We start from the raw sequence: 22,669 nt of genomic DNA, 5'->3' as shown, positions 1-22,669 counted from the left end.
GCACTGGGTGCGCTCCTACAGAAAGAGGCGGGCGGTCAGAACAGGGTCTGTCGCATCTTGGGCAGCAGCACCAGCGCCAGCGTGGCGAAGGGGCCGAACACCAGCGACAGCAGGAACCACACCAGGCCACTGCGGTTCTTGCCCTGGGCCAGGCCGGCATTGATCAGGGCCAGGGTGCCCCAGCCCACGAACCAGGGAGCCGCCCGACCGTCGGCCAAAAAGGAAATGTCGTTCACTGCAGGTCTCCTGTTGCGCAGGATGGGGCGGACCATCCCGGGGCGTCGCGAAGCGGCCATGCTAGCAAGCCCAGCACCGTTCTCCCGGCCGCTCCGTCCCGTGGATCAGGCGAGCTTAATGCTTCATCGGTATGCTGGCCGCTTCGTTCTGTAGGGAAGACACCGATGCTTGGACGGCACCTGCTCGTGCTCGGACTCGTTTTGGCCCCATTGACCGGCCCGGCGTTCGCCGCCCCGCCCCCGGCAAAGCCCAAGTCGGCTGTCGCCAACGACCAGCAGGTCGCCGCGCGCCGCCAGGCCCTGCTGGCCTTCCAGAAGGACCTGGTCAGCGTCATCGCGCCCCAGGCCATGCCGGTCCCGCTGCTCGGCGGCGCCCTGCTGGCCCGCCCGCTGACCGACCTGCCCGAGTTCAACAGCTTCCATACCCTGATCGGACGTGCCACCTCGGCACCGGGCGCCGGCCCCGAGATCAACTGGGTGCGACTGAGCGACTGCGACGCCAAGGCCGACGCCTGCCCCAACCCCGAAGCGCTGGAGCAGCTGGTGACGCAGGCCCCGGACAATGCGGCGGTGTGGCTGCTCAAGCTGGGCCAGGACGTGCGCAACGACAAACTGGACGCCGCCCGCGAAGACCTGGGCAAGGCCGCCTCGGCGAAGGTCTATGACGACTACACCGGCATCAGCCTCAAGGCGCTGGCCACCACCGTGACCCTGTTGCCGCCGCCCCCGGCGGTGATCAACCCGCTGTCGCCCACAGGCGCGGTGGGCGTGCAGGTGATGATGGTGTTCGGGCTCGCCGAAACGCAGCCGCAGCCGGGCCTGCAGGCCACCTCGCGCCTGTGCGAGGCCAACAAGGACAACGCCGGCATGAAGGACGACTGCCTCAAGCTGGCCAAGCTGCTGGAATGGGGTTCGAGCCCGTTGGGTCGCTCGCTGGGGCTGCATCTGCGCGAAACGCTGTCCGACGACCAGAGCCAGCAGGACGACGCCCGGCGCGCCCGGCGCAACCTGGTGTGGCAGGTACAGAACTTCTCCCAGCTGTCGGCCCGCGCCCAGGGCGACACCGCGCTCGCCCAGCATCTGTTGTCGCTGGCGCGATCGGGCGGCACCGAGATGAGCCTGATGCTCACCGCGCTGCACGACTACAACATCAACGTCGATGCGCCCGCTGACTGGGAGCCGTCGAAGCCGCAAGCGTGATCTCGGTGCTTGCTAAGGGCAATACGTGTCCAGTGTTGCCCTAACCGCCCCGGCCTTCGTGTAGGCTTGGGCCAAGCTTGGACACAGGTGCAGCATCATGCTGACGGTTCTGGTAGCAAGCAGCAAAGGCGGTTGCGGCAAGAGCACGCTGGTGACCCAGCTGGCTTCCCATTGGGCGCAGGACGGCAAGCACACGGCCATCGTCGATGCCGACCGGCAGAAGTCCGGGTTTCGCTGGGCGGCCAACCGACCCGACAACGTGCCTGGCGTGCTGGCCATCGAAGGCGGCCGCAAATCCCTCGAAAAGCTTCCTTCCGATACCCAACGGGTGCTGATCGACACGCCCGCCGGTTCGCAGGAGCGCGATCTCGAGCCCTACCTGGAAAAGGCCGACGTGGTGCTGGTACCCGTGTTGCCGTCAACCTTCGACCTCGACGCGACGTTCGACTTTCTCGAGCACCTGAAACAGATCAGTCGCATCAAGCGTGGCAAGCTACCCGTGGGCCTGGTGGGCAACCGCCTGAAGCCCTGGACCCATGCAAGCCAGGACGCGATGACGCGATTGGCGGAACAGGCGCCGTTCCCTATCGTGGCGCAGTTGAGAGACAGTCAGGCGTATGTGCTGCTGGCCGCACTTGGCAAGGGTATCTTTGACTACGCTTCGGAAAACGTCCGAAGCCACCAGGAGGACTGGAAACACCTCCTGCGCTGGATCAAGCGCCAGCACTGAACCGCGCGGCCGCGCCGGCGCGGCCCGATTTTGGAGCCCTGCACATGCACGAACTGATCCTTTTGCGACATGCCGAAGCCCAGCCGGCGTCTTCCGGTGGCGACGACCGGGGCCGGCGCCTGAGTGGGCGTGGCGAGCAGGAGGCCCGTGCCGCGGGCAAATGGCTGGCCTCGCACGGAGTAAAGCCCGACCGGGTGCTGTGCTCCCCGTCCGAGCGCACCGTCAACACCGCCTCGCTGGCACTGGCCTCGATGAAGCACGCGCCGGAACCGGTGCTGGCCGAGGACATCTACGAGGCGACGCCGGGCGAACTGCTGGCCCTGCTGGATCAGCACGGCGACGCCGGCACGGTGATCCTGGTAGGCCACAACCCAGGTATCGAACGGCTGGTGGCACTGCTGGTCGAGGGTCGCTCGGACGAGTTCCGCGGCATGCCGCCGGCGGGCCTGGCGGTACTGCACCTCAACGGATCGCTGGAACCCGGCAACGCCCGCCTGGACGCCTTCTGGTCTCCCTGATGCGGCGATTCATCGGCGGGCTGGCCTTGCTTCTGCTGGCCACCCTGCCAGCCCAGGCTGCTGATTACCGCATCGACTCCACGCGCTCCTACGCCGACTTCGGCGTACGTCTGTTCTGGCTGAGCCAGATCAGCGGGCGCTTCCAGCAGATCAACGGCGACGTCACGCTGAGTGCATTGCACGACAGCGCCGTGGTCGATGCGAGCATCACCGTCGACAGCATCCAGATGGGCTCGGAGCGCATCCGTCGCTGGGTGCTGGCACCGGAGTTCTTCGACGTTGAGCGCTATCCCACCATCCACTTCGTGTCCGAGCCGGTCGCGCTGGACATGCTGGAGAAGGGTGGCGACCTCGACGGCACGCTGACCCTGCGCGGCGTCACGCAACCCGCCCATTTCGAATTGCTGCCCTCGAGCTGCACGCCCAACGCTCCCCGCGAATGCGTGATCGCGGTGCGCGGCACCATCCAGCGCAGCGATTTCGGGATGACCGGACACCGCGCCGCGCTGTCGGACAAGGTCGAACTGGGCATGTCGATCAGCCTTGATTACATCAGCCGCTGACCGCCCCACGTATCATCGCTGCATGCACCCGCGCTGGATCGCCCTTGCCGCTCTGCTCGCTGCGATCCTGGTCCTGCCGGGATGCAGCGTGTCGCCGTCGCGCATCCACCGCGCGGACGCCGTGGTCGCCGCCGACGTCCACCGCGAGCTGGACTGCGAGCGCATCGACCACTGCGGCATCGATTCGCCACTGCTTGCCGCCGCCCGCCAGGCGCTGGCCGATTCCACCGAGGCGACGCCGGTAAACGTGGTCACCCTGCTCAACGACAGCGAAGCGGCGATGGTGGCGCGGCTCAACCTGATCCGAGCGGCGCAGCGCTCCATCGACGTGCAGACCTACATCTGGGACCAGGACGATGCCGGTCAGCTGGTGCTGGATGAGCTGATCAAGGCCGCTCAGCGCGGCGTGAAGGTACGCATCCTTGCGGACCAGCTGTTCTCCTTCAACGACGCCGCGCTGCTGCAGCGTCTCGCCAACGTGCACGCCGATCTCGAAGTGCGCCTGTACAACCCCACCTTCCACGCAGCGCAGACCTCGGCGGTGGAGTTCGGCGCCAGCATCGTGTGCTGCTTCCACCACTTCAACCAGCGCATGCACAACAAGCTGCTGCTGGTGGACGACGCCATCGGCATCACGGGCGGGCGCAATTACCAGGACCGCTATTTCGACTGGGACGACGAGTTCGACTACGTGGACCGCGACGTGATGGTGGGCGGCCCGGCGGCGACCGCCATGGCCACCAGCTTCGAGACGTTCTGGCGCCACAAGCGCGCCACGCCGCTGACTCACCTTCGCGACGTGAACCACGACATCCTCGTCATGCAGGGCTCCAAACCCTGGCCCGCCCCCCATTACGCACACCCGCAACGCGTGGCGCGCGTGCAGTCCGAAGCGGAAGATCCGGAGTGGCTGGAAGAGGCCCTGGTCAGCCAGACCCTGCGCACCGGCCGCGTGGACTACTTCAGCGACCTGCCCGCCAAGACCACGCAACCGGACAAGCACAGCGCCCAGGAATTCACCGCACACGTGATGCGCATGATCGGCGCCGCGCAACACGAAGTAATACTGCAGACGCCGTATCTCGTGTTGAGCGAACGCGCGCAGGCGATCTTCGCCGGCTTGCGGCAGAACCCGTCGCCGCCACGCATCATCGTGTCGACCAACTCGCTGGCCTCCACCGATGCGTTCGCGGTGTATGCGATCTCGTACAAGCACCGCAAGCACTACCTCAAGGATTACGGCTTCGAGATTTACGAACTGAAGCCGCATGCCGCCGGGCCGGCCGAAGACAACGAGGAAGCCGCCGCCGATGAAGGTCCGTCGGAGACCACGCGGGACGGCACGAAGGCGCGCCGCCGCATCGGTACCGAGCGCGGCCTGCTGGGCAGCCACGGCGACGCTCGCCGCAACCGCCCCGCGCCGCTGACCACCTCCGGCAAGCGTTTCGGCCTGCATGCGAAGTCCATCGTGGTGGACGACGACTTCGCGATGGTGGGTTCGCACAACTTCGATCCGCGCTCGGACCACTACAACACCGAGGCCGGCGTGATCGTGTACGACGCGCGCTTCGCCAGCGAGCTGCGCGACAGCATCCTACGCGACACGCAGCCGGAGAATGCGTGGGTGATCGCTCCGCGTGAGCAGAACAGCCTCAGCATGGCCATCGGCGATGTATCGGCCAGCCTGCCGGTATTCGACCTGTGGCCGTATCGCTACGCGACCAGCTACGACCTCAAGGCGGGCTGCACGCCGATGCGGCCCAGTGATCCGGCGTTTGCCAGCTGCTACACGCCGGTGGGTGATTTCCCGGACGTGGCGATCTCGTCGAAGTTGATCTATACGCGGTTGATTACGGCGTTTGGATCTGGGGTGAAGGGGATTCTCTGATCTGGCGCCTATGTTTTCTGATCTCGCGCTTACGTTTCACTTTTTTGTAGGAGCGCACCCAGTGCGCGATCGCCTTACGCCTCGGTTTTCATAATTGTCGTCTTTACGAGAGCGGGCCTTGGCCTCCGGTAGCCGCGCCACTGCCAGAGTGCCGCTTACGACGCAAAGCTAGTCCCTGTGGGACGCGGCGGGCGTTTCGATCCCCTGCCGGCGACGCGCAGCTAGTCCCTGTGGGAAGCTCGAGTCACTTTTCTTTTGCTGGCCCACGCACGCGTTCTTTGCGTGCGAACGGCGAAGCCGGCCCGAAGGGCGGAGGGCGAATGCCCGGAGTCAAAGAAAAGTAACCCAAAGAAAATGGCCTTAAGAGCCAAGGCTCATAGCGTTATGGGGATATAAGCGTCGGAAGGCCGGGGCAAGCCGAATCAGGGACGTGCTACCTCGAAGGGCGCCGCTACACCGCAACGCGCCGTGGCGTTGAGGGCTTAAAGCCTGTGTTGGGTAGCTTTGGGAGTTCTCGCAAGATTGACCCCTCACCCCAGCCCTCTCCCCGGCGGGGAGAGGGAGCGAAGCGGGCGCGGCTTTAAGTCCTCAACGCATTGGCGCGTTGCGGTGTAGCCGCGCGCTGTAGGTGGAGGCGGTCGCAATCAGGGCTCCGGAACCCCCAATAGCTTTTCCCTTCGTCCCGCTGCCAGCTCTGGCTCTGAAGGTCGTTTTCTTTGGGTTACTTTTGACGCGAAGCTAATCCCGTGGGACTTTGACTCCGGGCATTCGCCCTCCGCCCTTCGGGCCGGCTTCGCCGTTCGCACGCAAAGAGCGCGTGCGTGGGCCAGCAAAAGAAAAGTGACTCGAGCTTCCCACGGGACTAGCTGCGCTTCCCCGGCAGGAGATCGAAACGCCCGCTGCGTCCCACAGGGACTAGCTTTGCGTCGTAAGCGGCACTCTGGCGATAGCGCAGCTACCGAAGGCCAAAGTCACTGGATTCCTGCGTTCGCAGGAATGACGAACATAAAGTCCGAGGCGAAAGGCGATCGCGCACAGGGTGCGCTCCTACATTACAGAGGGAGCGTGCGCGCTCTACTGGTCGAAGCGCATCACCAATTGACCAGTGAGACCCGACGGGTGATCCGACGGCACAGCAAAGCGCCAGCCCAGCGCCATGCGCACCGCGCGATCGTCCAATTCAGCATTGCCGCTGGATTGCGCCACCGAGGCGGACTCCGCGTGGCCTTCGCCATCCACCGTCAGCCGCAGCACCACGCGCCCCTGGCCCGAGGCTGCGTGCCCGAACAAGGAACCGGGCAACGACGGCATGTCGATGGGTGTCAGCGAGGGCAATGCCGGTGCGGCTTCCGCGCGCGGTACGGCGGCCATGGCGGTTGCCGATTCATGCATGGGTGGTGCTGTCGAATGCGCGGGGCGCGAGTGGCGGCGCAACACGGTGCGCACCTTGTCGACGTTGGTGACCACCACGCCTGCAGGACCCTTCCACTGATCGGTGAACGTGCTCAACCAGGCCGTGCCCGCGATGCCCACCATCAGGGCGAGCAGACTGAGGCCGGTGGTGGTGCGCAATCGCAACATGCAAACAGGAGGGATCGCGCGGAAGCGCTCAGCGCTCGAGGATGGCGGTGACGCCCATGCCGCCGGCCGTGCAGATGGAGATCAGGCCACGGCCCGAACCCTTCTGTTCCAGCATCTTCGCCAGCGTGGCGACGATGCGCGCGCCGGTGGCTGCGAACGGATGGCCCACCGCGAGGCTGGAACCATGCACGTTGAGCTTGGCCGGATCGATCGCGCCGAGCGGCTGGTCGAGGCCCAGGCGGTTCTTGCAGTAGTCCGCGCTTTCCCACGCGCGCAGCGTGCACAGCACCTGCGCGGCGAAGGCTTCGTGGATTTCGTAGAAGTCGAAGTCCTGCAGGGTGAGGCCGTTGCGCGCCAGCATGCGCGGCACCGCCACGGTCGGCGCCATCAGCAGGCCCTCGCCGTGCACAAAGTCGACCGCGGCCACTTCGGCATCGCGGAACCACGCCTGCACGGTGAGCCCACGTTTGGCCGCCCATTCCTCCGTGCCCAGCAACACCGCCGCTGCGCCATCGGATAAGCCGGTGGAATTGCCCGCGGTGAGCGTGCCGTGGCCGGAGCTCTTGTCGAAGGCCGGCTTGAGCGAGCCCAGCTTCTCCATGGTCGAATCGGGACGCAGGAAACCGTCGCGTTTCAAACCGCGGAACGACACCACCAGGTCCTCGAAGAAACCCGCGTCATACGCCGCGGCCAGCTTGTGATGGCTGTCCAGCGCGAGCTGATCCTGGGACTGGCGGTTGATATGCCACTCCTTGGCCATCTTCTCGCAATGATCGCCCATCGACATGCCCGTGCGCGGCTCGGCCACGCCCGGGAACGCCGGCTTGAATTCCCGGAACGAGAAACCCTGGGTGGCGGCGCGCAGCTTGTCCTGCCAGGTCTTGCCACGATTGACCGCGAGCAGGCGCTTGCGTAGCCGCTCGCCGAGCACGATCGGCACGTCGCTGGTGGTGTCCGAACCGCCGGCGATGCCCGCCTCGATCTGCCCGGTGGCGATCTTGTTGGCGACGATGATGGCGTTGTCCAGCGAGGTGCCGCAGGCGCGTGCCGTGGTGATGGCCGGCGTGGTCGGGGCCAGGCCCGAGGACAACACGGCTTCGCGGGCCAGGTTCCATTCGGAGGAGTGCTTGATCACCGCACCCATGGCCACTTCGCCCAGCTCCTGGCCGTGCAGCCCGTAGCGTTCCACCAGCGACCCAAGCACCTTCACCGACATGCCGAAATTGCCGACATCGGCGTAAGCGGTGTTGTTGCGGCAGAAAGGAATGCGTACGCCGCCAATCACACCGACGCGCTTGAGCGTGTTTTCCATGGTGGACCAGATCCAGAAAAGCCGAGTCGTCAAGGCTAACCCGCCCTGCCGCCCCGCGGAAGCCCAAAAGTCCCGAATGCTAGAATTCGGTTCTTTCGCTGTTCGGGTTTGTCATCCGTGGAAGCACAAACGCTCGTCGCCCTGCCCGTGGTCCTGGCCCTGGAATTGTCGGCCGGCGACACGCCCTCCCACCGCACGCTGAGCCGCGACGAAGCCGCGGAACTCGCAGCCCTGGTGGCCGCCGACCTCCATACGCTGGTGCCGCAGGTGGACGAGGCGCGCCTCGCCCTGGCCGGTGCGTTGTTCGACGCGGTGGAACTGCTGCGCCCGGGCTTCCCGGTGTGGGGCACGCTGGATGAGCTGGCGCGCCGCGTGCCGCGAGGCCATCTGGAGAACGTGGTGGCCTTCGGTACCCATGAAGGCCACATGCCCGCTCAGCCGCTGGAACCGGAAGCGGCTTTCGCGGATGGCCCGATGCGCCTGCTGCCGATCTCGCTGCTCGCACCGGAAGCGTTGGCCGAGACTCTGTCCGAGAAGCTCGAAGTGGAACTGGTCGGTCGCGGCGAAGCCGGCGAGCGCACGTCCGACTGGCTGATGCGCACGCTCGGCGTGCGCCTGGAACATGCCCGCTACCTCAGCCGCAACGACCTGCTTGCACTGACCTGTGTGCAGTACGAGCACGTGAACCTCGCGCCGCTGTGGACCCTGCTGGAAGCCGCGCTGCTCACGCCCTATCGCGACGAGACCACGCTGAGCGCGCGCGGCCTGGCGCTGCGTTACCACGATGGTGCGGTGGAGGCGCAGTCGCCTACCGAGTGGCTGCGTGCGCAGGGCGACGATCGCGTGCAACGCGCCCACGACCTCGCCGGCATCGTTTTTGAATTGCGCCAGTACGCGGCTCTGCTCGATGCCCATCACCTGCCGCTGGTGCTGTCGGGAACCGCACCCACCAGTGGCTATCTGGTGGAAGCACGGGACACAGCCGATGCGGGTTATGACGCACCCGCGCTGTATGCGCACGAGGCTCCCGGCCTGGGCGTGATTGCAGTGACCGTGGCCCAGCGCGGCGAAGGTGGTCGCGCCCGCGTGCTCGCCCATGGTTATCCGCTGCACCCCAGGGCATTGGGACCGTTGGCGGCCACCCTGGCGGATCAATACGGTATTGCCCCCGACCTGCACGCACTGGGCCGCATCCTGCTCGACGACGACGGCCTGCTCGGCGCGCCTTCCGAACTGCTGCACTGACCCGTCCGTCCGGCCGTCGCCCCGGCGACGGCCGTTCATCGCAAACGCTTCGCGCCATCTGCACATCTGTCCTCACTTGGCGCATGATGCTGCGACGGGCGCAGGGGAGCGCCGGCGGGCGACACGCAGTGCAACCATCCGATCGCGAGTTCGTCCCAGCCGGTGGAGAGGGCCAGTGGCCCGCTCACGTGCTGCAGGGTGCGCCCGCGCTCATCACCTATATCGACCGCCAGCGACGCTTCCGCTTTGCCAGCGCCGCACACGGCAGCTGGGTCAAGCTCGATCCGAAGCGCATCGTGGGTCGCACGGTGGACGAAGTCATGGACGCCTGGAGCCTGCGCCAGGCCGGCGCCTGCCTCGACCAGGCGCTGGCGGGCGAGGCGGCCGTCTACGAGGGCGAGTTGTTCGCCGAACCGGCCCGCCGCTACGTACACGGCAATTTCCAACCCGACTTCGATGACGACGGCCAGGTGCGCGGCGTCTTCACCGTGTTCGTCGATATCACCGAGCGACACGCGCTCGAAACCCGCTTGCGTGAAAGCGAGCAGCGCATGAACGGCGCGTTCCAGCACGCGCCGATCGGCATGGCCCTGGTCACGCCGGGGGGCTTCATGCTGCGGGTCAACGATGCACTGTGCCAGATGCTGGGCTACGACGAGCAGGAACTGCTGTCGATGTCCCTCATCGACCTGACGCATCCCGACGACCTTGCCACCTCCCGCGAGCTGTCGCGCTCGCTGCGCGAGGGCGACCGCGAGACCTATCAGCTGGAAAAACGCTACATCCATCGCGATGGCCGTTCGGTCCACGTGCTGCTGAGCGTCTCGGTGGTGCGCGGCGTGGGGGGCGAGCCCTTCCAGGCGATTGCGCAGATCATGGATATCAGCCAGCGCAAAGCCTACGAGGAGGCGCTGTTCCGCGAACGCGAACTGGCCGAGGTGACGCTGCGCTCGATCGGCGACGCAGTGATCACCACCGACCTGAACCACCGCATCACCTCGCTCAACCCCATCGCCGAGGCGATGACCGGCTGGAGCCATGCCGAAGCCGTCGGCAGGCCCATGAGCGAAGTGTTCCGCCTGATGGACAGCCGCACGCGCCAGCCGCTGCACAACCCGCTGCTGGACGCGATCGCGCGCGACGCCATCGTCGAGTTGAAGGGCAACGCGGTGCTGCTGCACCGCAACGGCTTCGAGACGCCGATCGAGGATTCGGCCGCCTCCATCCACGATCACGCCGGCAGCGTGATCGGCGGCGTACTGGTATTCCACGACGTCAGCGAAACGCGCGCGCTCGCGCTGAAGATGGCGCACCTGGCACAGCACGACACGCTCACCGGCCTGCCCAATCGCAGCCTGTTGCAGTCGCGCCTGGAGCAGGTGCTGGTCGCCACCGTGCGCCGCCACGACCAGGCGGCGCTGCTGCATATCGATCTCGACCACTTCAAGCTCATCAACGACACCCTGGGCCACGCCGCCGGCGACGACCTGCTGCGCGCGTTCGCGGCGCACCTGCGCGAGCACCTGCGCAACGAGGACACCGTGAGCCGCGTCGGCGGCGACGAATTCGTGGTGCTGCTGTCGCATGTGGACGGCCGCACCGGCGCCAGCCAGCTCTGCGAGAAGCTGATGCGCACGTGGCAGGCCTCGTCGGCCAGTCGCATGGCCGAGTTCAACATCGGCTTCAGCGTCGGCATCAGCGTGTATCCCGACGACGCGTCGGATGCCGAGACGATGCTGCGCAACGCCGACATTGCCGCCTATGAAGTGAAGGTGCACGGGCGCAACGGTTATCGCTTCTTCACGCCCTCGATGAGCGAACGCCCCGCCGCGCGCCTGCGCATCGAGCAGGAGCTGCGCAAGGCACTGCGTCGCGGCGACCTCCAGCTCTACTACCAACCCAAGGTCGACGCCCGCGACGACAGCATCGTGGGCGCCGAAGCCTTGTTGCGCTGGCAGGTCGATGGCCGCGAGGTCTACGTCCCCGACGAATTCATCCCGGTCGCCGAGGAATCAGGCCTGATCGTGCCCATCGGCGAATGGGTGTTGCGCGAAGCCTGCCGCCAGGCCGGCGAGTGGTACCGGGCCGGGCGACCGATCGTGGTGGCCGTCAACGTGTCCGCGCCGCAGTTCCAGCACCCGGACTTCCACGCGACCCTGCAGGCCGCGCTGGCCGAGGCGGATCTACCGCCGTCGCTGATCGAGCTGGAGCTGACCGAGCGCATGGTGATGTCCGCCGGCGACCAGAGCCGCGCGCTCATGCAGCGCATCAAGGACCTGGGCGTCAGCATGGCGCTGGACGATTTCGGTACCGGCTATTGCAGCCTTTCCTATCTCAAGTATTTCCCCATCGACGCGCTGAAGATCGACCGCACCTTCGTGCGCGACATCGCCGCCGATGCGGACAATGCCGCCATCACCGACGCCATCATCACGATGGCGCACGGCCTGGACATGATCGTGGTGGCCGAGGGCGTGGAAACTCCGGCGCAGGCCGAACATCTGCGTCGCGCGGGTTGTTCGTTGCTGCAGGGCTTCCTGTTCGGCCCGGCGATGCCAGCGAGCGAGTTCGAACGACAACTCACCGCCGCCTGAAACACTCCCTGTAGGAGCGCACCCAGTGCGCGATCAGCCTACGGAGCGGTGCAGCCGAGTGTCTCTGGACGGGCAGCTATCGGGATCGAGTGCATAACCGGCTTCGCTCAACGCCCATCGCGCACTGGGTGCGCTCCTACGAGGGCTATCGGGTGAATTCGGCTTCGTACATGTAGTAGTGGCAGCGCTCCATGCCCAGTCCGGCATAGGTGCGCTGCGCGCGCTCGTTCTCTGTTTCCACGTACAGGCGCAGGCCCACGGCGCCGGCATCCTGCGCGCGCTGCTTCACTGCTTCATACAACCCTCGGAAGACGCCTTCGCGACGCGCCGACTCCACCACGTAGACACTCTGGATCCACCAGAAATCGCCCGCGCGCCAGTCGCTCCATTCGTAGGTCACCAGCAGGCAGCCCACGGCATCGCCGTCACGTTCGGCCACGAGATAGAAACCGCGGCGCGGCTCGTCGAACACGGCGGTGACGCCGCGCTCGAGCACGGCCGGGTCCAATGCCTTGTGTTCGGTTTCCCAGGCCATCGCGACGTTCCATTGCGCAATGGAGGAAACGTCGGAGCGAACGGCGAGGCGGGTGGTGATCGTCATATCGTATGAACTCAGGGTTTGGACGGGCGTCGCGTGCGCGAAGCCCCTAGTTTTCGGGTCAGCGTGTTGCGTCCCACGCCGAGCGCGGCTGCGGCATGCTGCCGATGACCTTCATGGGTCTCGAGCGCGACCTGCAACAGGGTCTGGTCCAGCGCTTCGCGAGCCCGGTTGTGGATATCCACTTCGCCATCGGCCAGCGCCTGCACGGCCCACTCGCGCAGCGCCTCGGTCCAGCCACTGGCGGTGGAAGTACTGGTAGTGGCGCCGAGGTCGGCGGGAAGGATCTCCACGCCCGGCGCAATCACCGCGAGTCGTCGGCAGAGGTTTTCCAGCTCGCGGACGTTGCCGGGGAAATCGCGCTGCGCGATGGCCTTGAGCGCCGCCCGCGAAAAGCGCTTCGGCGGCAGCTTCAGCTCCTTCGCCGCCGAGGCGAGGAAGTGCTGCGCCAGCAGGGTGATGTCGCTGCGGCGCTCGCGCAACGGCGGCAACTCGATGCGCACCACATCCAGGCGATGCTTGAGGTCGGCACGGAACTGGCCCGCCGCCACACGCGTGTCGAGATCCTGGTGGGTGGCGGCGATGATGCGCACGTTGCCACGAATCAATTCGCGTCCGCCGACGCGATAGAACTCGCCGCCGGCCAGCACGCGCAGCAGGCGCGTCTGCAGGGCGAGCGGCATGTCGCCGATTTCGTCGAGAAACAGCGTGCCACCTTCGGCCTGTTCAAAGCGGCCCGCATGGCGACGCGTGGCGCCGGTGAACGCACCCGCTTCGTGGCCAAACAATTCGCTCTCCAGCAGCTCGCTGGGAATGGCCGCCGTGTTCAGTGCGACGAAGGCCTTGTCGCGACGCGCGCTTTCATCGTGCAGCGCACGTGCCACCAGCTCCTTGCCGGTGCCGGTTTCACCGGTGATCAGCACGTTGAGATCGCTCGCCGCTACACGCCCGATCAAGCGGAACACCTCGCGCATCGCCGGACTTTCGCCAAGCAGCGCATGCGTGGTGGTCGGCTCCGGTGCCGGCGCCTGGGCAATCGGTACATCGGCGAGCGCGCGTTGCACCGCGGCTACGGCCTGATCCAGGTCGAACGGCTTGGCGAGGTAGTCCACCGCACCCGCGCGATATGCCGCGGCGGTGGTCGCCACATCGGTGAACGCACTCATCACGATCACCGGCCCGATGTCCTGCGCCTTCAGCGTCGCCACCAGCGCCAGCCCGCCCTCGCCCGGCATGCGTACGTCGGTGAGCAACAATGCAGGGCGCGCATCGCGCAGCGCAGCGCGCACGTCCTCGCCGCTCCCGAATTCGCGCACCAGCAAACCAGCGTCGCGCAGGGCTTCGGCGAGCACGAAACGCACGCCGCGATCGTCGTCGGCAATCCAGATTTCCGAACGTGGCTCAGTCATGGGCGTGCCCCATCGGCAGATAGAGGGAGAACGCCGTCTCCCCGGGACGGCTCGTGTAACGCAATTCGCCACCGTGCTCGCGTGCGATCTCGCGGGCCAGCGCCAGGCCCAGGCCGCTGCCATCGCTGCGGCCGGATACCAGCGGTTCGAACAAGGTATCGCGCAGCGAAGACGGCACACCCGGACCGTCGTCGATCACATCCACACGCAAGGCCATGCGTGCCACGCGGTCACCCAGCCGCGGGGCGGGCTCGGCGCGGGTACGCAGCACCAGTGTGTGCGCACCCGCCTCCAGCGCATTGCGCGCAAGGTTCAGCAGCAGCTGCAACAGGCGGTCGGCATCGCCCAGGACGTCGGGCAGGCTGGGGTCGTAGTCGTGCCGGATCACGGGGGCGGAGGGCTCGGCGCGCAACAACTCGCCCAACCGTTCCAGCAACTCGTGGATATTCACCGGTTGCGGCCGCGAAGCCACGCCGTCGTTGCGCAGCAGGCGATTGGCCAGCGTGGCAAGGCGGTCGGCTTCCGCGATCACGAGGCCGGCCAGCGAACGCAACTGCTCGTCGTCGACGCGACGCTGCAGCAACTGCGCCGCGCCGCGCAAACCCGCGAGTGGATTCTTCACTTCGTGGGCGAAGCCACGCAGCGTCGCCGACAGCGGCGTATCGGCAACGACCGGTGGCGCGAGTGCGTGGACTTCCAGCAGCAGCTCACCACTTGGCAGCGGCTGCATCGATACATCCATGCGGCCGGCGTCGCCACGTGCCGAAGGCACGTCGATACCGCGCAGCTGCAAGGCCGACGGTTCGAGCAGGGCGCGCTTCGCCAACGCCATCCACTCCGGCTGGTGCAGCAACACTGCCAGCGACTGACCCACCGCACTGCGCGGCCCGATATCCAGCAACTCCGCCAGCGACGGGTTGATCCAACGCAGGCGTAGCTGCGCATCCGCCAAGGCCACCCCGGTGGTCAGCGGCTCCGCCCAGCTACGGTCGGTCCTGTCGGTCATTGCACCATCATGGACAATGCTTCGGCTTGGTGCAATGCGCGAGTGTTCTTATTTTGCCCGGATTTTATTGCCTCTCCATTTATTACCCGGATATATTTGGCCGTCCCAAGGGTTTGGCGCGAGCAACCCAGACGCTGATCCGGAGAACCCAAGCGATGACCCACCCCGAACCCACCCGCTATCTCGAGCCGACCCAGGCATCCGGCCGCGCCTTCGTGATGCGCCAGCTGCAGGGCCCCGTCGTGATGCTCAACCTGCTGCGCTTCCGCGATACGGCCGACTACGCGGCCCATCCGGAACTCGCGCCGCCGGTGCCGATCACGGGTGCGGCCGCCTTCCAGCGTTACATCGAGCACACTCTGCCCTACCTGCGTGAATCCGGTGGCGACGTGAGCTTCCTTGGAAACGGCGGCGACTTCCTGATCGGACCAACCGACGAACGCTGGGACCTGGTGATGCTGGTGCGGCAGCACAGCGTCGAATCGTTCCTGGCCTTCGCCAACCACCAGGACTATCTCGCGGGCATGGGGCATCGCGTGGCGGCGCTGGAAGATTCGCGCCTGCTGCCGTTGTCGGAAATCGCCGCTCCGCACTGCGACATCAACGAACACCCACGCGAAAACGAAATTCCCGTCGGGTCCTTATAATTTCCCCTCTTCAGAACCCGATGGATGCGCCATGCCCATGTCCCAGATTCCCGCTTGCCCGCTCTGCGGCATGGAAAACACCTATCCGGACGGCGATCACTACATCTGCCCGGACTGCAGCCATGAATGGACGCAGGTGGCCGCGTCCTCGGACGATGCGGAACTCGTCGTGCGCGACGTCAACGGCAATGTGCTCAACAGCGGCGACTCGGTGGTGGTGATCAAGGACCTCAAGGTCAAGGGCTCCTCCATCCCGCTCAAGCAGGGCACCGTGATCCGCAACATCCGCCTGGTGGACGGTGATGCGGAACACATCGAAGGCAACTCCGACAAGATCAAGGGTCTCGTGCTGAAGGTGTGCTTCCTCAAGAAGGCCTGAGCGCAGACCCTCCAGCGGTCACTTCTTCGCGCGTGCACCCACGTATGTCGCGAGGTGCTTGCCGGTAAGCGTGGAGCGACCAGCGACCAGATCGGCGGGCGTGCCCTCGAACACGATGCGCCCACCGTCATGACCGGCGCCGGGACCGAGGTCGATGATCCAGTCGGCATGCGCCATCACTGCCTGGTGATGCTCGATCACGATCACCGACTTGCCCGCATCGACGAGCCGGTCCAGCAGGCCGAGCAACTGCGCGACATCGGCGAGATGCAGGCCGGCTGTCGGTTCGTCGAGGACGACGATGCCGCCCTTCTCGCCCATGTACGTGGCCAGCTTGAGTCGCTGGCGTTCGCCGCCGGACAGCGTGGTGAGCGGCTGGCCCAGGCTCAGATAGCCGAGACCCACGTCTGACAGCCGCTCGAGGATGGCCTGTGCCGCAGGCGTGTGTGACTTGCCACTGCCGAAGAACGCCAGCGCCTCGCTCACCGACATCGCGAGCACTTCGCTGATGTCCTTGCCGCCAAACTTGTACTTGAGCACGTCGGGCTGGAAGCGCTTGCCCTCGCATTCCTCGCAGGGCGTCGCGACACCGGCCATCATCGCCAGGTCCGTATAGATGACACCCGCGCCGTTGCAGGCCGGGCACGCACCCTCGGAGTTGGCGCTGAACAGCGCGGGCTTCACGTTGTTGGCCTTCGCAAAGGCCTTGCGGATCGGTTCGAGCAGATCAGTGTAAGTGGCAGGGTTGCTGCGCCGCGAACCGCGTATCGGCGTCTGGTCCACCGCCACCACGCCATCGCGGCCGGCCACCGAGCCGTGGATCAGCGAACTCTTGCCCGAGCCCGCCACGCCGGTGATCACCACCAGTTCACCGAGCGGAATGTCCACGTCGACGTTCTGGAGGTTGTGGGTGTTGGCACCACGCACCTTCAACGCACCCGATGGCTTGCGCAGCGACTTCTTCAGCGACGCGCGGTCATCGAGATGGCGACCGGTCACGGTGCCGCTGCTGCGCAGCCGCGCCACCGTGCCTTCGAAACAGATGTTGCCGCCCGCCGCGCCGGCACCGGGGCCAAGATCGACCACGTGATCGCCGATCACGATCGTCTCCGGCTTGTGCTCCACCACCAGCACCGTGTTGCCCTTGTCACGCAGTCGCAGCAGCAGCTCGTTCATGCGCTGGATATCGTGCGGGTGCAGGCCGGTGGTCGGCTCGTCGAACACATAGGTGATGTCGGTGAGCGATGATCCGAGGTGACGGATCATCTTCACGCGCTGCCCCTCGCCGCCCGACAGCGTGCCGGAGGAACGGTCCAGCGAGAGATAGCCCAGGCCGATCTCCACGAACGAATCGAGCGTCTGCAACAGCGTGGCGAGCAGCGGCGCCACGGCCGGCATCTTGAGCCCGCGCACCCAGTCGGCGAGGTCGGTGATCTGCATCGCGCAGGCATCGGCGATGTTGATGCCCTTGATCTTGGACGAGCGTGCCGCCTCGCTGAGCCGCGTGCCGCCGCAGTCGGGGCAGGTGGTGAAGGTCATCGCCCGTTCCACGAACGCGCGCACGTGCGGCTGCAGCGCGTCGACGTCCTTGCCGAGCATCGACTTCTGCATCCGCGAAATCACGCCCTCGTAGGTGAGGTTGACGCCGTCGACCTTGATCCGGGTCGGCTCCTTGTAGAGCAGGTCGTGCAGTTCCTTCTTGGTGTACTTGCGGATCGGCTTGTCCGGGTCGAAGTAGCCGCAGCCGGTGAAGATGCGCCCGAACCAGCCGTCCATGCTGTAGCCGGGAAGAATCAGCGCGCCCTCGTTGAGCGACTTGCTCTCGTCGTAGACCTGGGTGAGGTCGATGTCGGTGACCGATCCCCTGCCCTCGCAACGCGGACACATGCCGCCGGTGCGGGAGAAGGTCTTCTTCACGGTCTTCTTGTTGCCGCGCTCGACAGTCAGCGCTCCGACCGCGTGCACCGACGGAACGTTGAAGGCAAACGCGTTGGGCGAGCCGATATGCGGCTTGCCCAGCCGGCTGAACAGGATGCGCAGCATCGCGTTGGCGTCGGTGGCGGTGCCGACGGTGGAGCGCACGTCGCCGCCCATGCGCTGCTGGTCGACGATGATCGCCGTGGTCAGCCCCTGCAGCACGTCGACCTCGGGCCGCGCCAGCGTCGGCATGAAGCCCTGCACGAAGGCGCTGTAGGTCTCGTTGATCAGCCGCTGCGATTCGGCGGCAATGGTGTCGAACACCAGCGAGCTCTTGCCGGATCCGGACACGCCGGTGAACACGGTCAACCGGCGCTTGGGGATATCGACGCTGACATCCTTGAGGTTGTTGACCCGCGCGCCATGCACGCGGATCACCTCATGGCTGTCGGCGCCATGGTGGGCCGATGAATGCTTCGGCTTGCCCGCGTCCGTGCGCGTGCCCTTCTTCGTGGCCATGTTCATCGTCCCTTGATGGATCGAGCCGTTCAGCGCAGCTGCTGGATGCGGATCATGTTGCCGGCGGGGTCACGCACGGCACAGTCGCGCACGCCGTAAGGCTGGTCGGTGGGTTCCTGCACGATATCCGCATCGCGCGCCTGCAGGCGTTCGAAGGTGCCGGCGAGGTCGTGTGTCGCCAGCAGGACGATGCCGAAGGTGCCCTTGGCCATCATCTCGGCGATGGTGCGGCGCTCGTCGTCGGTGATACCCGGGCTGGCTTCGGGCGGATACAGGACGATGGAAGGGCCGCCCTGGCCTGCCGGTCCGATCGTGATCCAGCGCTTGCCGCCGTAGCCGACGTCGTTGCGCACTTCGAAGCCGAGCGTGTCGCGATAGAACGCGATGGCGGCTTCCGGATCGTTCTGCGGCAGGAAGCTGGAATGAATGCTGATGTCCATGGCGGTTGCTCTCTCAGTGGGTGGTGGGGTCCATGGCGATCAGTCTAGTTCCGGCTCCCCGACTGGCGCTTCTCGATTCCTGATCGGCCGCGTGACCTGCCTCGCCACGCAGGACGGGATGCCCACGGTCGCCTGCGACTGCTGGGCCTTGTAGACGCTGGGCGGCATGCCGACCAGTTCGGCGAAGCGCGTGCTGAACGTGCCCAGCGATGAACAACCCACCTCGAAGCACACCTCGGTGACGCTGAGCTCGCCGCTGCGCAGCAACGCCATCGCGCGTTCGATGCGGCGCGTCATCAGATACGCATACGGCGATTCACCGTAGGCGGCGCGAAACTGCCGGCTTAGATGCCCCGCCGACATGCCCGCGCCACGCGCCAACGCCTCCACGTCCAGTGGTTGCGCATACTCGCGGTCCATGCGGTCGCGCACGCGGCGCAATCGCACGAGATCACCTAGATACGATTCGTCGGCAGTTCGGTTGGTCACCTGGACGATCGTGTCACGTCGCTTCAGATGGCTCAAGCCGCGTAGCGTGAACGGCGGGATGGCCGCGGACCCACCCTGCCGGCCATGCACGCGATGCCATCGCCAGGTCATAGCGCGCCTGCATCACCAGCCAGTAGACCGGCGTGGGGTCGAACACACAGGAAAGACGCAACGCATGCTCCGCATTGATGCGCCGCTGTCCGAGCGTGATCTGCCGCAACGTCGTCAATGAGATGCCGGTGCGACGCGCCAGCCGTGCAAGCGGGATGGCCCGAGGCCGGAGATGCTCGGTCAACAGCACCTTGCCGGGACACTGCAAACGCATGGACGGATCAAAGTCCATCAGCGGATCGATATGAATCTTGCTCATAAGGCTTCCTTTCCTGTCAGGCACGGCCCAATGACGGATCAAGCCCTACAGGCATCCGTGTCGGCACACGCCGGGAACTGATGTAGGCGATCGCTTAGGACGGCGCACCGACCGACAGGCCGATGCGTCGTGGAAACGACCACCAAACGCGGGAACGACTCACGCCGGGCTTGCTCTCAAGCCCTTCGACGGGGATGCCGGGATTTAGGCGTAGCCGACTGCGGCCGTCGGCTTGCACCGACATGGTCGATGACGAACGACCAAGCCCGCTGGGCGCGAGCTGCCGGAAACGTGAGTGAGGGTTCCATCGAAGGGAATGGACGGACGAACGCGTCCCGTATGATCGTGGACAGCCATGATCAACTCCGAATTAGTTGGTGATGGTCAGCGGGTCGTTTGAGCGTCTACTCACTCGACCCGCGCTACTCGGCATGGCTGCCGAGGTCACCTGCGAAATGACGGGCGACCAGCGGACGGTAACAAAAGCCAGCAACACCGCCTGTCGGAGTTTTCCCTGATCACCCACCAGCCAATGTCGCGGATGCCGGTACTCGAAGTCGCTGGAGTTGATACGCGCTTCAAACATCGGCGTGCGATGCAACGTCCGCCTACCCAAGCGCCGGCTGTGGGTCGAAAGCGAACATGCCATCACTGCCAGCAAGAAGATCGCAGCTGGGGTGAGGTAAGTGGCTCTCAGAAGCGCCGGTCAAACCCGTAGCGGCTCCAGGTCACCAAACCGCCCAACAGCAAAAACATGCCCACGGCCAGTCCCCACCAACCGTTCGAACGCCGCGCCGATTCGGCTTCCTGAGCGTCGATGAATGACTTCCCTTCGATGGCGACGCTCCAAATTTCGGGGCGTCCCGGCCTTGAGTAGCGCAACTCAACATCGGTACCTACGTTCATTCTTTCGCACAGTTCCCGTGCGCGGGGAAGAATGTCGGGATAGGGATACACCTCCGTCGACCCTGCGACCTCCAGTTCAACGACGGCTATGTTTCCGTGCCTTCCTTCCACGCACCGTTTGCCCGTGATGGCACCACGCACTTCGACCAAATCCGTGGGGCGCGCCCGGAAATTGCTCACGGACGACCAGAACGCCACGATCGAAATGGCGACACAGCCAATAATGAGATAGCCCGACTTCTGCATACAAGGCAACCGCTACCTGATGAAAATCTTCCCGTCGGATGTCCGCTTGGGATCGAAAGCGAGCATCAACGACCCGGCTGCACCCGGCCCTATAACCGACCGGTCTCGAACGACCTCAGCCAGCCCTCGGCGTTCACCACGCGACCCGCTTCAAACGTGAATTCCACTCGGGACACAATTTTTGCTTGGCTGTCAACGAACTCAACTTCAACCTTCTGCCTTGAGCAAGGGTCCGCCGGCATGTTCATGTAATCCCAGCCAAGAAAGCGATAGCTGTCCGCCTGCATCGCGTGCGCAAGCGTCCGGGCACCATCGACTCCCGTTCCCATCGAGCGGCCTACATCGCCTGTACCAAGGTTGAAACTCGCGGAGGGGTCCACCCATGCCGCAAGCCCCTCGCCCGTGCCCGCCGCCAGCTTGACTACTTCAACAGCTCGAAGACTCAAGAACCGCTGCAGTTCACCTGAGTTGGATAATTCCGGCAGACCGCATCCGGGAGGTCCTGCGAAGGCGGGACCTATAGTCAGAGCTGACACTAAGAGCATGCATACCGCGGGAATCCGTCGACTCATGACCGTCCTTCTTGATGGTTCGCTGAATGTCCGCCATGGATCGAAAGCTAACCTAAAGAGAATACCTAGTGACGCAGATTGTTGAACGCTGCAATCGCCAACCACAGGACGACAAGCGTGGCGATACCCACCCATTGGATTCGGCGGCGAAATTGTTCGCAACCCTTGCGTGTTGGATAACGCCCCATCGCGGCTATCATCATCACGGCGCGACCCAGTTGGAAAAGCACGAAGTCCCAGATGATCACCTTGAATATGAATCTGGCGGTCGCTCCTACTGCATCCTCGATGGTCTCGCGCACTAATCCCCCTTTCAAAAGTCCGCCCCTATCGCACCCCAATCTTCAGGCCTGTGCGCTTCGGGTCGGAAGCGGACCTTATCGTCAGCCAGCCTCGCGCCGCATTCCGCTCGGAATCCGCACGTACCTCGTCCGCCCTCTTTTTCATTTACGTCCCCGCGCTCATGCCTTGCACGGACTCGCGCTGCGGGGCACGCCGTCCGGCCATTGAACTTCACCCTGGTTCTTGCTTTTCACTTCATCAAAGTAGCAGGCGAACGGCTTGAGCCCGATTTCTTTCCGGCCGTCGTCGAGATGGGCAGGATCCTTGATCGGCAAGAATCGAATAACGCCATCATCCAGGCGATACTGCATGCCATATGTTTGAGGCTGCTTCTGCATGCGCGCATTCCTGTCGACCAGCAGCGCCAGAAGCTCACCGTCCGCCTGGTGCCGTAGTACGGCTACCTTCATCAATCTGGCAGCAAATAGCTGAAAATCCGGATCCATGTCGGCATGTTGGGCGATCAGCCATGCAGACATGGCGGACTGTTTGCCAACCACGCTGACTTCCGGCCAGCCGCAGGCTTGCAAAACCGGCCGAAACCACTGCCGGTTCTCCAGATCGATCTGGAGTGCGAGGTCTATTGCCCCTGCATCATGAGAATCGCGCACAAGCACATTGCGAGCTGCCTGGTCTGCTTCGGCTCGGGCATCAAGCACCGCTGCAATTGACGACCAATTACATTGGCTCCCGCCTGATGCAACCAGCAGCGAAGCAAGCACGTATCCGATCATTGCATCCCCCATTTTTCTAGAAAAAGGGCTCGAGTTACTTTTCTTCAGAACCGCCAGACGATTCCAGCAATGTGTTGCAACGACCGGCTGAAGTCGCAGTCGAAAGCAATGGGATGGACTCCTCCCCACCCTCGGCATCTAAGAGTGCCAGACTGGAGTTGCGAGACAACCAGTCACAGTGAGGAGGAGTCCACTCATGAAGCTTACGCGCATTGGGATCGACATCGC

At 65.1% G+C, this 22,669-nt stretch carries 24 protein-coding genes; 9 read left to right on the top strand and 15 right to left on the bottom strand.

From position 1 onward, the window contains the following. Nucleotides 1-35: 35 nt before the first annotated feature. Nucleotides 36-236, bottom strand: coding sequence for an antitermination protein NusB (locus EPB08_RS20660; protein WP_130621022.1), 201 nt, complete (start codon nucleotides 234-236; stop codon nucleotides 36-38). A gap of 165 nt (nucleotides 237-401) precedes the next feature. Between EPB08_RS20660 and EPB08_RS20655 the strand changes: the two genes are divergently transcribed. From EPB08_RS20655 to EPB08_RS20635, 5 genes are all read left to right on the top strand, one after another. Continuing rightward, nucleotides 402-1,436 (top strand): hypothetical protein, encoded by a 1,035-nt coding sequence (locus EPB08_RS20655; RefSeq protein ID WP_130621021.1) that lies wholly within the window; start codon nucleotides 402-404, stop codon nucleotides 1,434-1,436. A gap of 97 nt (nucleotides 1,437-1,533) precedes the next feature. After that, nucleotides 1,534-2,166 carry a ParA family protein gene (locus EPB08_RS20650; protein WP_130621020.1) on the top strand — a complete coding sequence of 211 codons (633 nt, stop codon included), beginning with the start codon at nucleotides 1,534-1,536 and terminating at the stop codon, nucleotides 2,164-2,166. Nucleotides 2,167-2,210: 44 nt separating this feature from the next. Beyond that, nucleotides 2,211-2,684: a SixA phosphatase family protein gene (locus tag EPB08_RS20645; protein WP_130621019.1), complete on the top strand. Its 474-nt coding sequence runs from the start codon at nucleotides 2,211-2,213 to the stop codon at nucleotides 2,682-2,684. Beyond that, complete coding sequence (locus tag EPB08_RS20640; RefSeq protein ID WP_130621018.1) at nucleotides 2,684-3,247, top strand: YceI family protein; 564 nt, start codon at nucleotides 2,684-2,686, stop codon at nucleotides 3,245-3,247. The genes EPB08_RS20645 and EPB08_RS20640 overlap by 1 nt, the downstream gene beginning before the upstream one ends. Before the next feature lie 22 nt (nucleotides 3,248-3,269). After that, nucleotides 3,270-5,135 (top strand): phospholipase D-like domain-containing protein, encoded by a 1,866-nt coding sequence (locus EPB08_RS20635; RefSeq protein ID WP_130621017.1) that lies wholly within the window; start codon nucleotides 3,270-3,272, stop codon nucleotides 5,133-5,135. Nucleotides 5,136-6,209: 1,074 nt separating this feature from the next. Here the strand turns inward: EPB08_RS20635 and EPB08_RS20630 are convergent. Then, nucleotides 6,210-6,716: an energy transducer TonB gene (locus tag EPB08_RS20630; RefSeq protein WP_130621016.1), complete on the bottom strand. Its 507-nt coding sequence runs from the start codon at nucleotides 6,714-6,716 to the stop codon at nucleotides 6,210-6,212. Nucleotides 6,717-6,744: 28 nt separating this feature from the next. After that, nucleotides 6,745-8,028, bottom strand: a complete 1,284-nt coding sequence (locus tag EPB08_RS20625; protein ID WP_130621047.1) for an acetyl-CoA C-acetyltransferase — start codon at nucleotides 8,026-8,028, stop codon at nucleotides 6,745-6,747. 117 nt (nucleotides 8,029-8,145) lie between these two features. Between EPB08_RS20625 and EPB08_RS20620 the strand changes: the two genes are divergently transcribed. Together EPB08_RS20620 and EPB08_RS20615 are read left to right on the top strand one after the other, a co-directional pair. Further along, nucleotides 8,146-9,273, top strand: a complete 1,128-nt coding sequence (locus EPB08_RS20620) for a hypothetical protein (RefSeq protein WP_130621015.1) — start codon at nucleotides 8,146-8,148, stop codon at nucleotides 9,271-9,273. Nucleotides 9,274-9,401: 128 nt separating this feature from the next. Next, nucleotides 9,402-11,867 carry a sensor domain-containing protein gene (locus EPB08_RS20615; protein ID WP_205746435.1) on the top strand — a complete coding sequence of 822 codons (2,466 nt, stop codon included), beginning with the start codon at nucleotides 9,402-9,404 and terminating at the stop codon, nucleotides 11,865-11,867. 145 nt (nucleotides 11,868-12,012) lie between these two features. Here the strand turns inward: EPB08_RS20615 and EPB08_RS20610 are convergent, their stop codons facing one another. Genes EPB08_RS20610 through EPB08_RS20600 form a run of 3 tightly spaced genes read right to left on the bottom strand, consistent with a single transcriptional unit; the run spans nucleotide 12,013 to nucleotide 14,880 of the window. Then, nucleotides 12,013-12,468 carry a GNAT family N-acetyltransferase gene (locus EPB08_RS20610; protein WP_130621014.1) on the bottom strand — a complete coding sequence of 152 codons (456 nt, stop codon included), beginning with the start codon at nucleotides 12,466-12,468 and terminating at the stop codon, nucleotides 12,013-12,015. A gap of 11 nt (nucleotides 12,469-12,479) precedes the next feature. Further along, entirely contained in the window at nucleotides 12,480-13,874 is a 1,395-nt protein-coding gene (ntrC, locus tag EPB08_RS20605; RefSeq protein WP_130621013.1) for a nitrogen regulation protein NR(I), read from the bottom strand. After that, a complete protein-coding gene (locus tag EPB08_RS20600) occupies nucleotides 13,867-14,880 on the bottom strand; it encodes a two-component system sensor histidine kinase NtrB (RefSeq protein ID WP_130621012.1) in 1,014 nt (337 codons plus the stop codon). Before EPB08_RS20600 ends, ntrC begins: the two co-directional genes overlap by 8 nt. Nucleotides 14,881-15,035: 155 nt before the next feature. Between EPB08_RS20600 and EPB08_RS20595 the strand changes: the two genes are divergently transcribed. After that, nucleotides 15,036-15,527 (top strand): DUF1330 domain-containing protein, encoded by a 492-nt coding sequence (locus tag EPB08_RS20595; RefSeq protein ID WP_130621011.1) that lies wholly within the window; start codon nucleotides 15,036-15,038, stop codon nucleotides 15,525-15,527. A 37-nt stretch (nucleotides 15,528-15,564) separates the two neighbouring features. Further along, a complete protein-coding gene (locus EPB08_RS20590) occupies nucleotides 15,565-15,906 on the top strand; it encodes a zinc ribbon domain-containing protein YjdM (protein WP_130621010.1) in 342 nt (113 codons plus the stop codon). 18 nt (nucleotides 15,907-15,924) lie between these two features. On the opposite strand, the gene EPB08_RS20585 is transcribed toward EPB08_RS20590, so the two are convergent. From EPB08_RS20585 to EPB08_RS21190, 9 genes are all read right to left on the bottom strand, one after another. Beyond that, the gene (locus tag EPB08_RS20585; protein ID WP_205746434.1) at nucleotides 15,925-18,342 is read right to left on the bottom strand and encodes an ATP-binding cassette domain-containing protein; all 2,418 of its coding nucleotides are present in this window, start codon (nucleotides 18,340-18,342) and stop codon (nucleotides 15,925-15,927) included. Between the two features lie 29 nt (nucleotides 18,343-18,371). Continuing rightward, a complete protein-coding gene (locus EPB08_RS20580) occupies nucleotides 18,372-18,782 on the bottom strand; it encodes a VOC family protein (RefSeq protein ID WP_130621008.1) in 411 nt (136 codons plus the stop codon). A 39-nt stretch (nucleotides 18,783-18,821) separates the two neighbouring features. Next, entirely contained in the window at nucleotides 18,822-19,229 is a 408-nt protein-coding gene (locus EPB08_RS20575) for a helix-turn-helix transcriptional regulator (RefSeq protein WP_229238442.1), read from the bottom strand. Nucleotides 19,230-19,284: 55 nt separating this feature from the next. Next, the gene (locus tag EPB08_RS20570; RefSeq protein ID WP_130621006.1) at nucleotides 19,285-19,641 is read right to left on the bottom strand and encodes a HigA family addiction module antitoxin; all 357 of its coding nucleotides are present in this window, start codon (nucleotides 19,639-19,641) and stop codon (nucleotides 19,285-19,287) included. Nucleotides 19,642-20,334: 693 nt separating this feature from the next. Then, nucleotides 20,335-20,793 carry a hypothetical protein gene (locus EPB08_RS20565; RefSeq protein WP_130621005.1) on the bottom strand — a complete coding sequence of 153 codons (459 nt, stop codon included), beginning with the start codon at nucleotides 20,791-20,793 and terminating at the stop codon, nucleotides 20,335-20,337. A gap of 89 nt (nucleotides 20,794-20,882) precedes the next feature. Beyond that, nucleotides 20,883-21,365: a hypothetical protein gene (locus tag EPB08_RS20560; protein WP_130621004.1), complete on the bottom strand. Its 483-nt coding sequence runs from the start codon at nucleotides 21,363-21,365 to the stop codon at nucleotides 20,883-20,885. A 65-nt stretch (nucleotides 21,366-21,430) separates the two neighbouring features. Further along, a complete protein-coding gene (locus EPB08_RS20555) occupies nucleotides 21,431-21,667 on the bottom strand; it encodes a hypothetical protein (protein WP_130621003.1) in 237 nt (78 codons plus the stop codon). A gap of 159 nt (nucleotides 21,668-21,826) precedes the next feature. Then, nucleotides 21,827-22,441 carry a DUF6624 domain-containing protein gene (locus EPB08_RS20550; RefSeq protein WP_130621002.1) on the bottom strand — a complete coding sequence of 205 codons (615 nt, stop codon included), beginning with the start codon at nucleotides 22,439-22,441 and terminating at the stop codon, nucleotides 21,827-21,829. A gap of 34 nt (nucleotides 22,442-22,475) precedes the next feature. Further along, nucleotides 22,476-22,669, bottom strand: a 194-nt coding sequence (locus EPB08_RS21190) for a hypothetical protein (RefSeq protein ID WP_205746432.1), incomplete at its 5' end; no start/stop codon positions are given.

Source organism: Dyella amyloliquefaciens (assembly GCF_004296575.1).
GTDB classification, from domain to species: Bacteria; Pseudomonadota; Gammaproteobacteria; order Xanthomonadales; family Rhodanobacteraceae; genus Dyella; species Dyella amyloliquefaciens.
The sequence above is the reverse complement of the archived record's forward strand: the minus strand, read 5'-3'. Positions and strand labels throughout refer to the sequence as shown.

Coding starts and splice junctions, on each gene's coding strand:
- EPB08_RS20655 (WP_130621021.1), top strand. CDS start 402: ATGCTTGGACGGCACCTGCTCGTGCTCGGACTCGTTTTGGCCCCATTG.
- EPB08_RS20650 (WP_130621020.1), top strand. CDS start 1,534: ATGCTGACGGTTCTGGTAGCAAGCAGCAAAGGCGGTTGCGGCAAGAGC.
- EPB08_RS20645 (WP_130621019.1), top strand. CDS start 2,211: ATGCACGAACTGATCCTTTTGCGACATGCCGAAGCCCAGCCGGCGTCT.
- EPB08_RS20640 (WP_130621018.1), top strand. CDS start 2,684: ATGCGGCGATTCATCGGCGGGCTGGCCTTGCTTCTGCTGGCCACCCTG.
- EPB08_RS20635 (WP_130621017.1), top strand. CDS start 3,270: ATGCACCCGCGCTGGATCGCCCTTGCCGCTCTGCTCGCTGCGATCCTG.
- EPB08_RS20630 (WP_130621016.1), bottom strand. CDS start 6,716: ATGTTGCGATTGCGCACCACCACCGGCCTCAGTCTGCTCGCCCTGATG.
- EPB08_RS20625 (WP_130621047.1), bottom strand. CDS start 8,028: ATGGAAAACACGCTCAAGCGCGTCGGTGTGATTGGCGGCGTACGCATT.
- EPB08_RS20610 (WP_130621014.1), bottom strand. CDS start 12,468: ATGACGATCACCACCCGCCTCGCCGTTCGCTCCGACGTTTCCTCCATT.
- ntrC (WP_130621013.1), bottom strand. CDS start 13,874: ATGACTGAGCCACGTTCGGAAATCTGGATTGCCGACGACGATCGCGGC.
- EPB08_RS20600 (WP_130621012.1), bottom strand. CDS start 14,880: ATGACCGACAGGACCGACCGTAGCTGGGCGGAGCCGCTGACCACCGGG.
- EPB08_RS20595 (WP_130621011.1), top strand. CDS start 15,036: ATGACCCACCCCGAACCCACCCGCTATCTCGAGCCGACCCAGGCATCC.
- EPB08_RS20590 (WP_130621010.1), top strand. CDS start 15,565: ATGTCCCAGATTCCCGCTTGCCCGCTCTGCGGCATGGAAAACACCTAT.
- EPB08_RS20585 (WP_205746434.1), bottom strand. CDS start 18,342: ATGGCCACGAAGAAGGGCACGCGCACGGACGCGGGCAAGCCGAAGCAT.
- EPB08_RS20580 (WP_130621008.1), bottom strand. CDS start 18,782: ATGGACATCAGCATTCATTCCAGCTTCCTGCCGCAGAACGATCCGGAA.
- EPB08_RS20570 (WP_130621006.1), bottom strand. CDS start 19,641: ATGAGCAAGATTCATATCGATCCGCTGATGGACTTTGATCCGTCCATG.
- EPB08_RS20565 (WP_130621005.1), bottom strand. CDS start 20,793: ATGCAGAAGTCGGGCTATCTCATTATTGGCTGTGTCGCCATTTCGATC.
- EPB08_RS20560 (WP_130621004.1), bottom strand. CDS start 21,365: ATGAGTCGACGGATTCCCGCGGTATGCATGCTCTTAGTGTCAGCTCTG.
- EPB08_RS20550 (WP_130621002.1), bottom strand. CDS start 22,441: ATGATCGGATACGTGCTTGCTTCGCTGCTGGTTGCATCAGGCGGGAGC.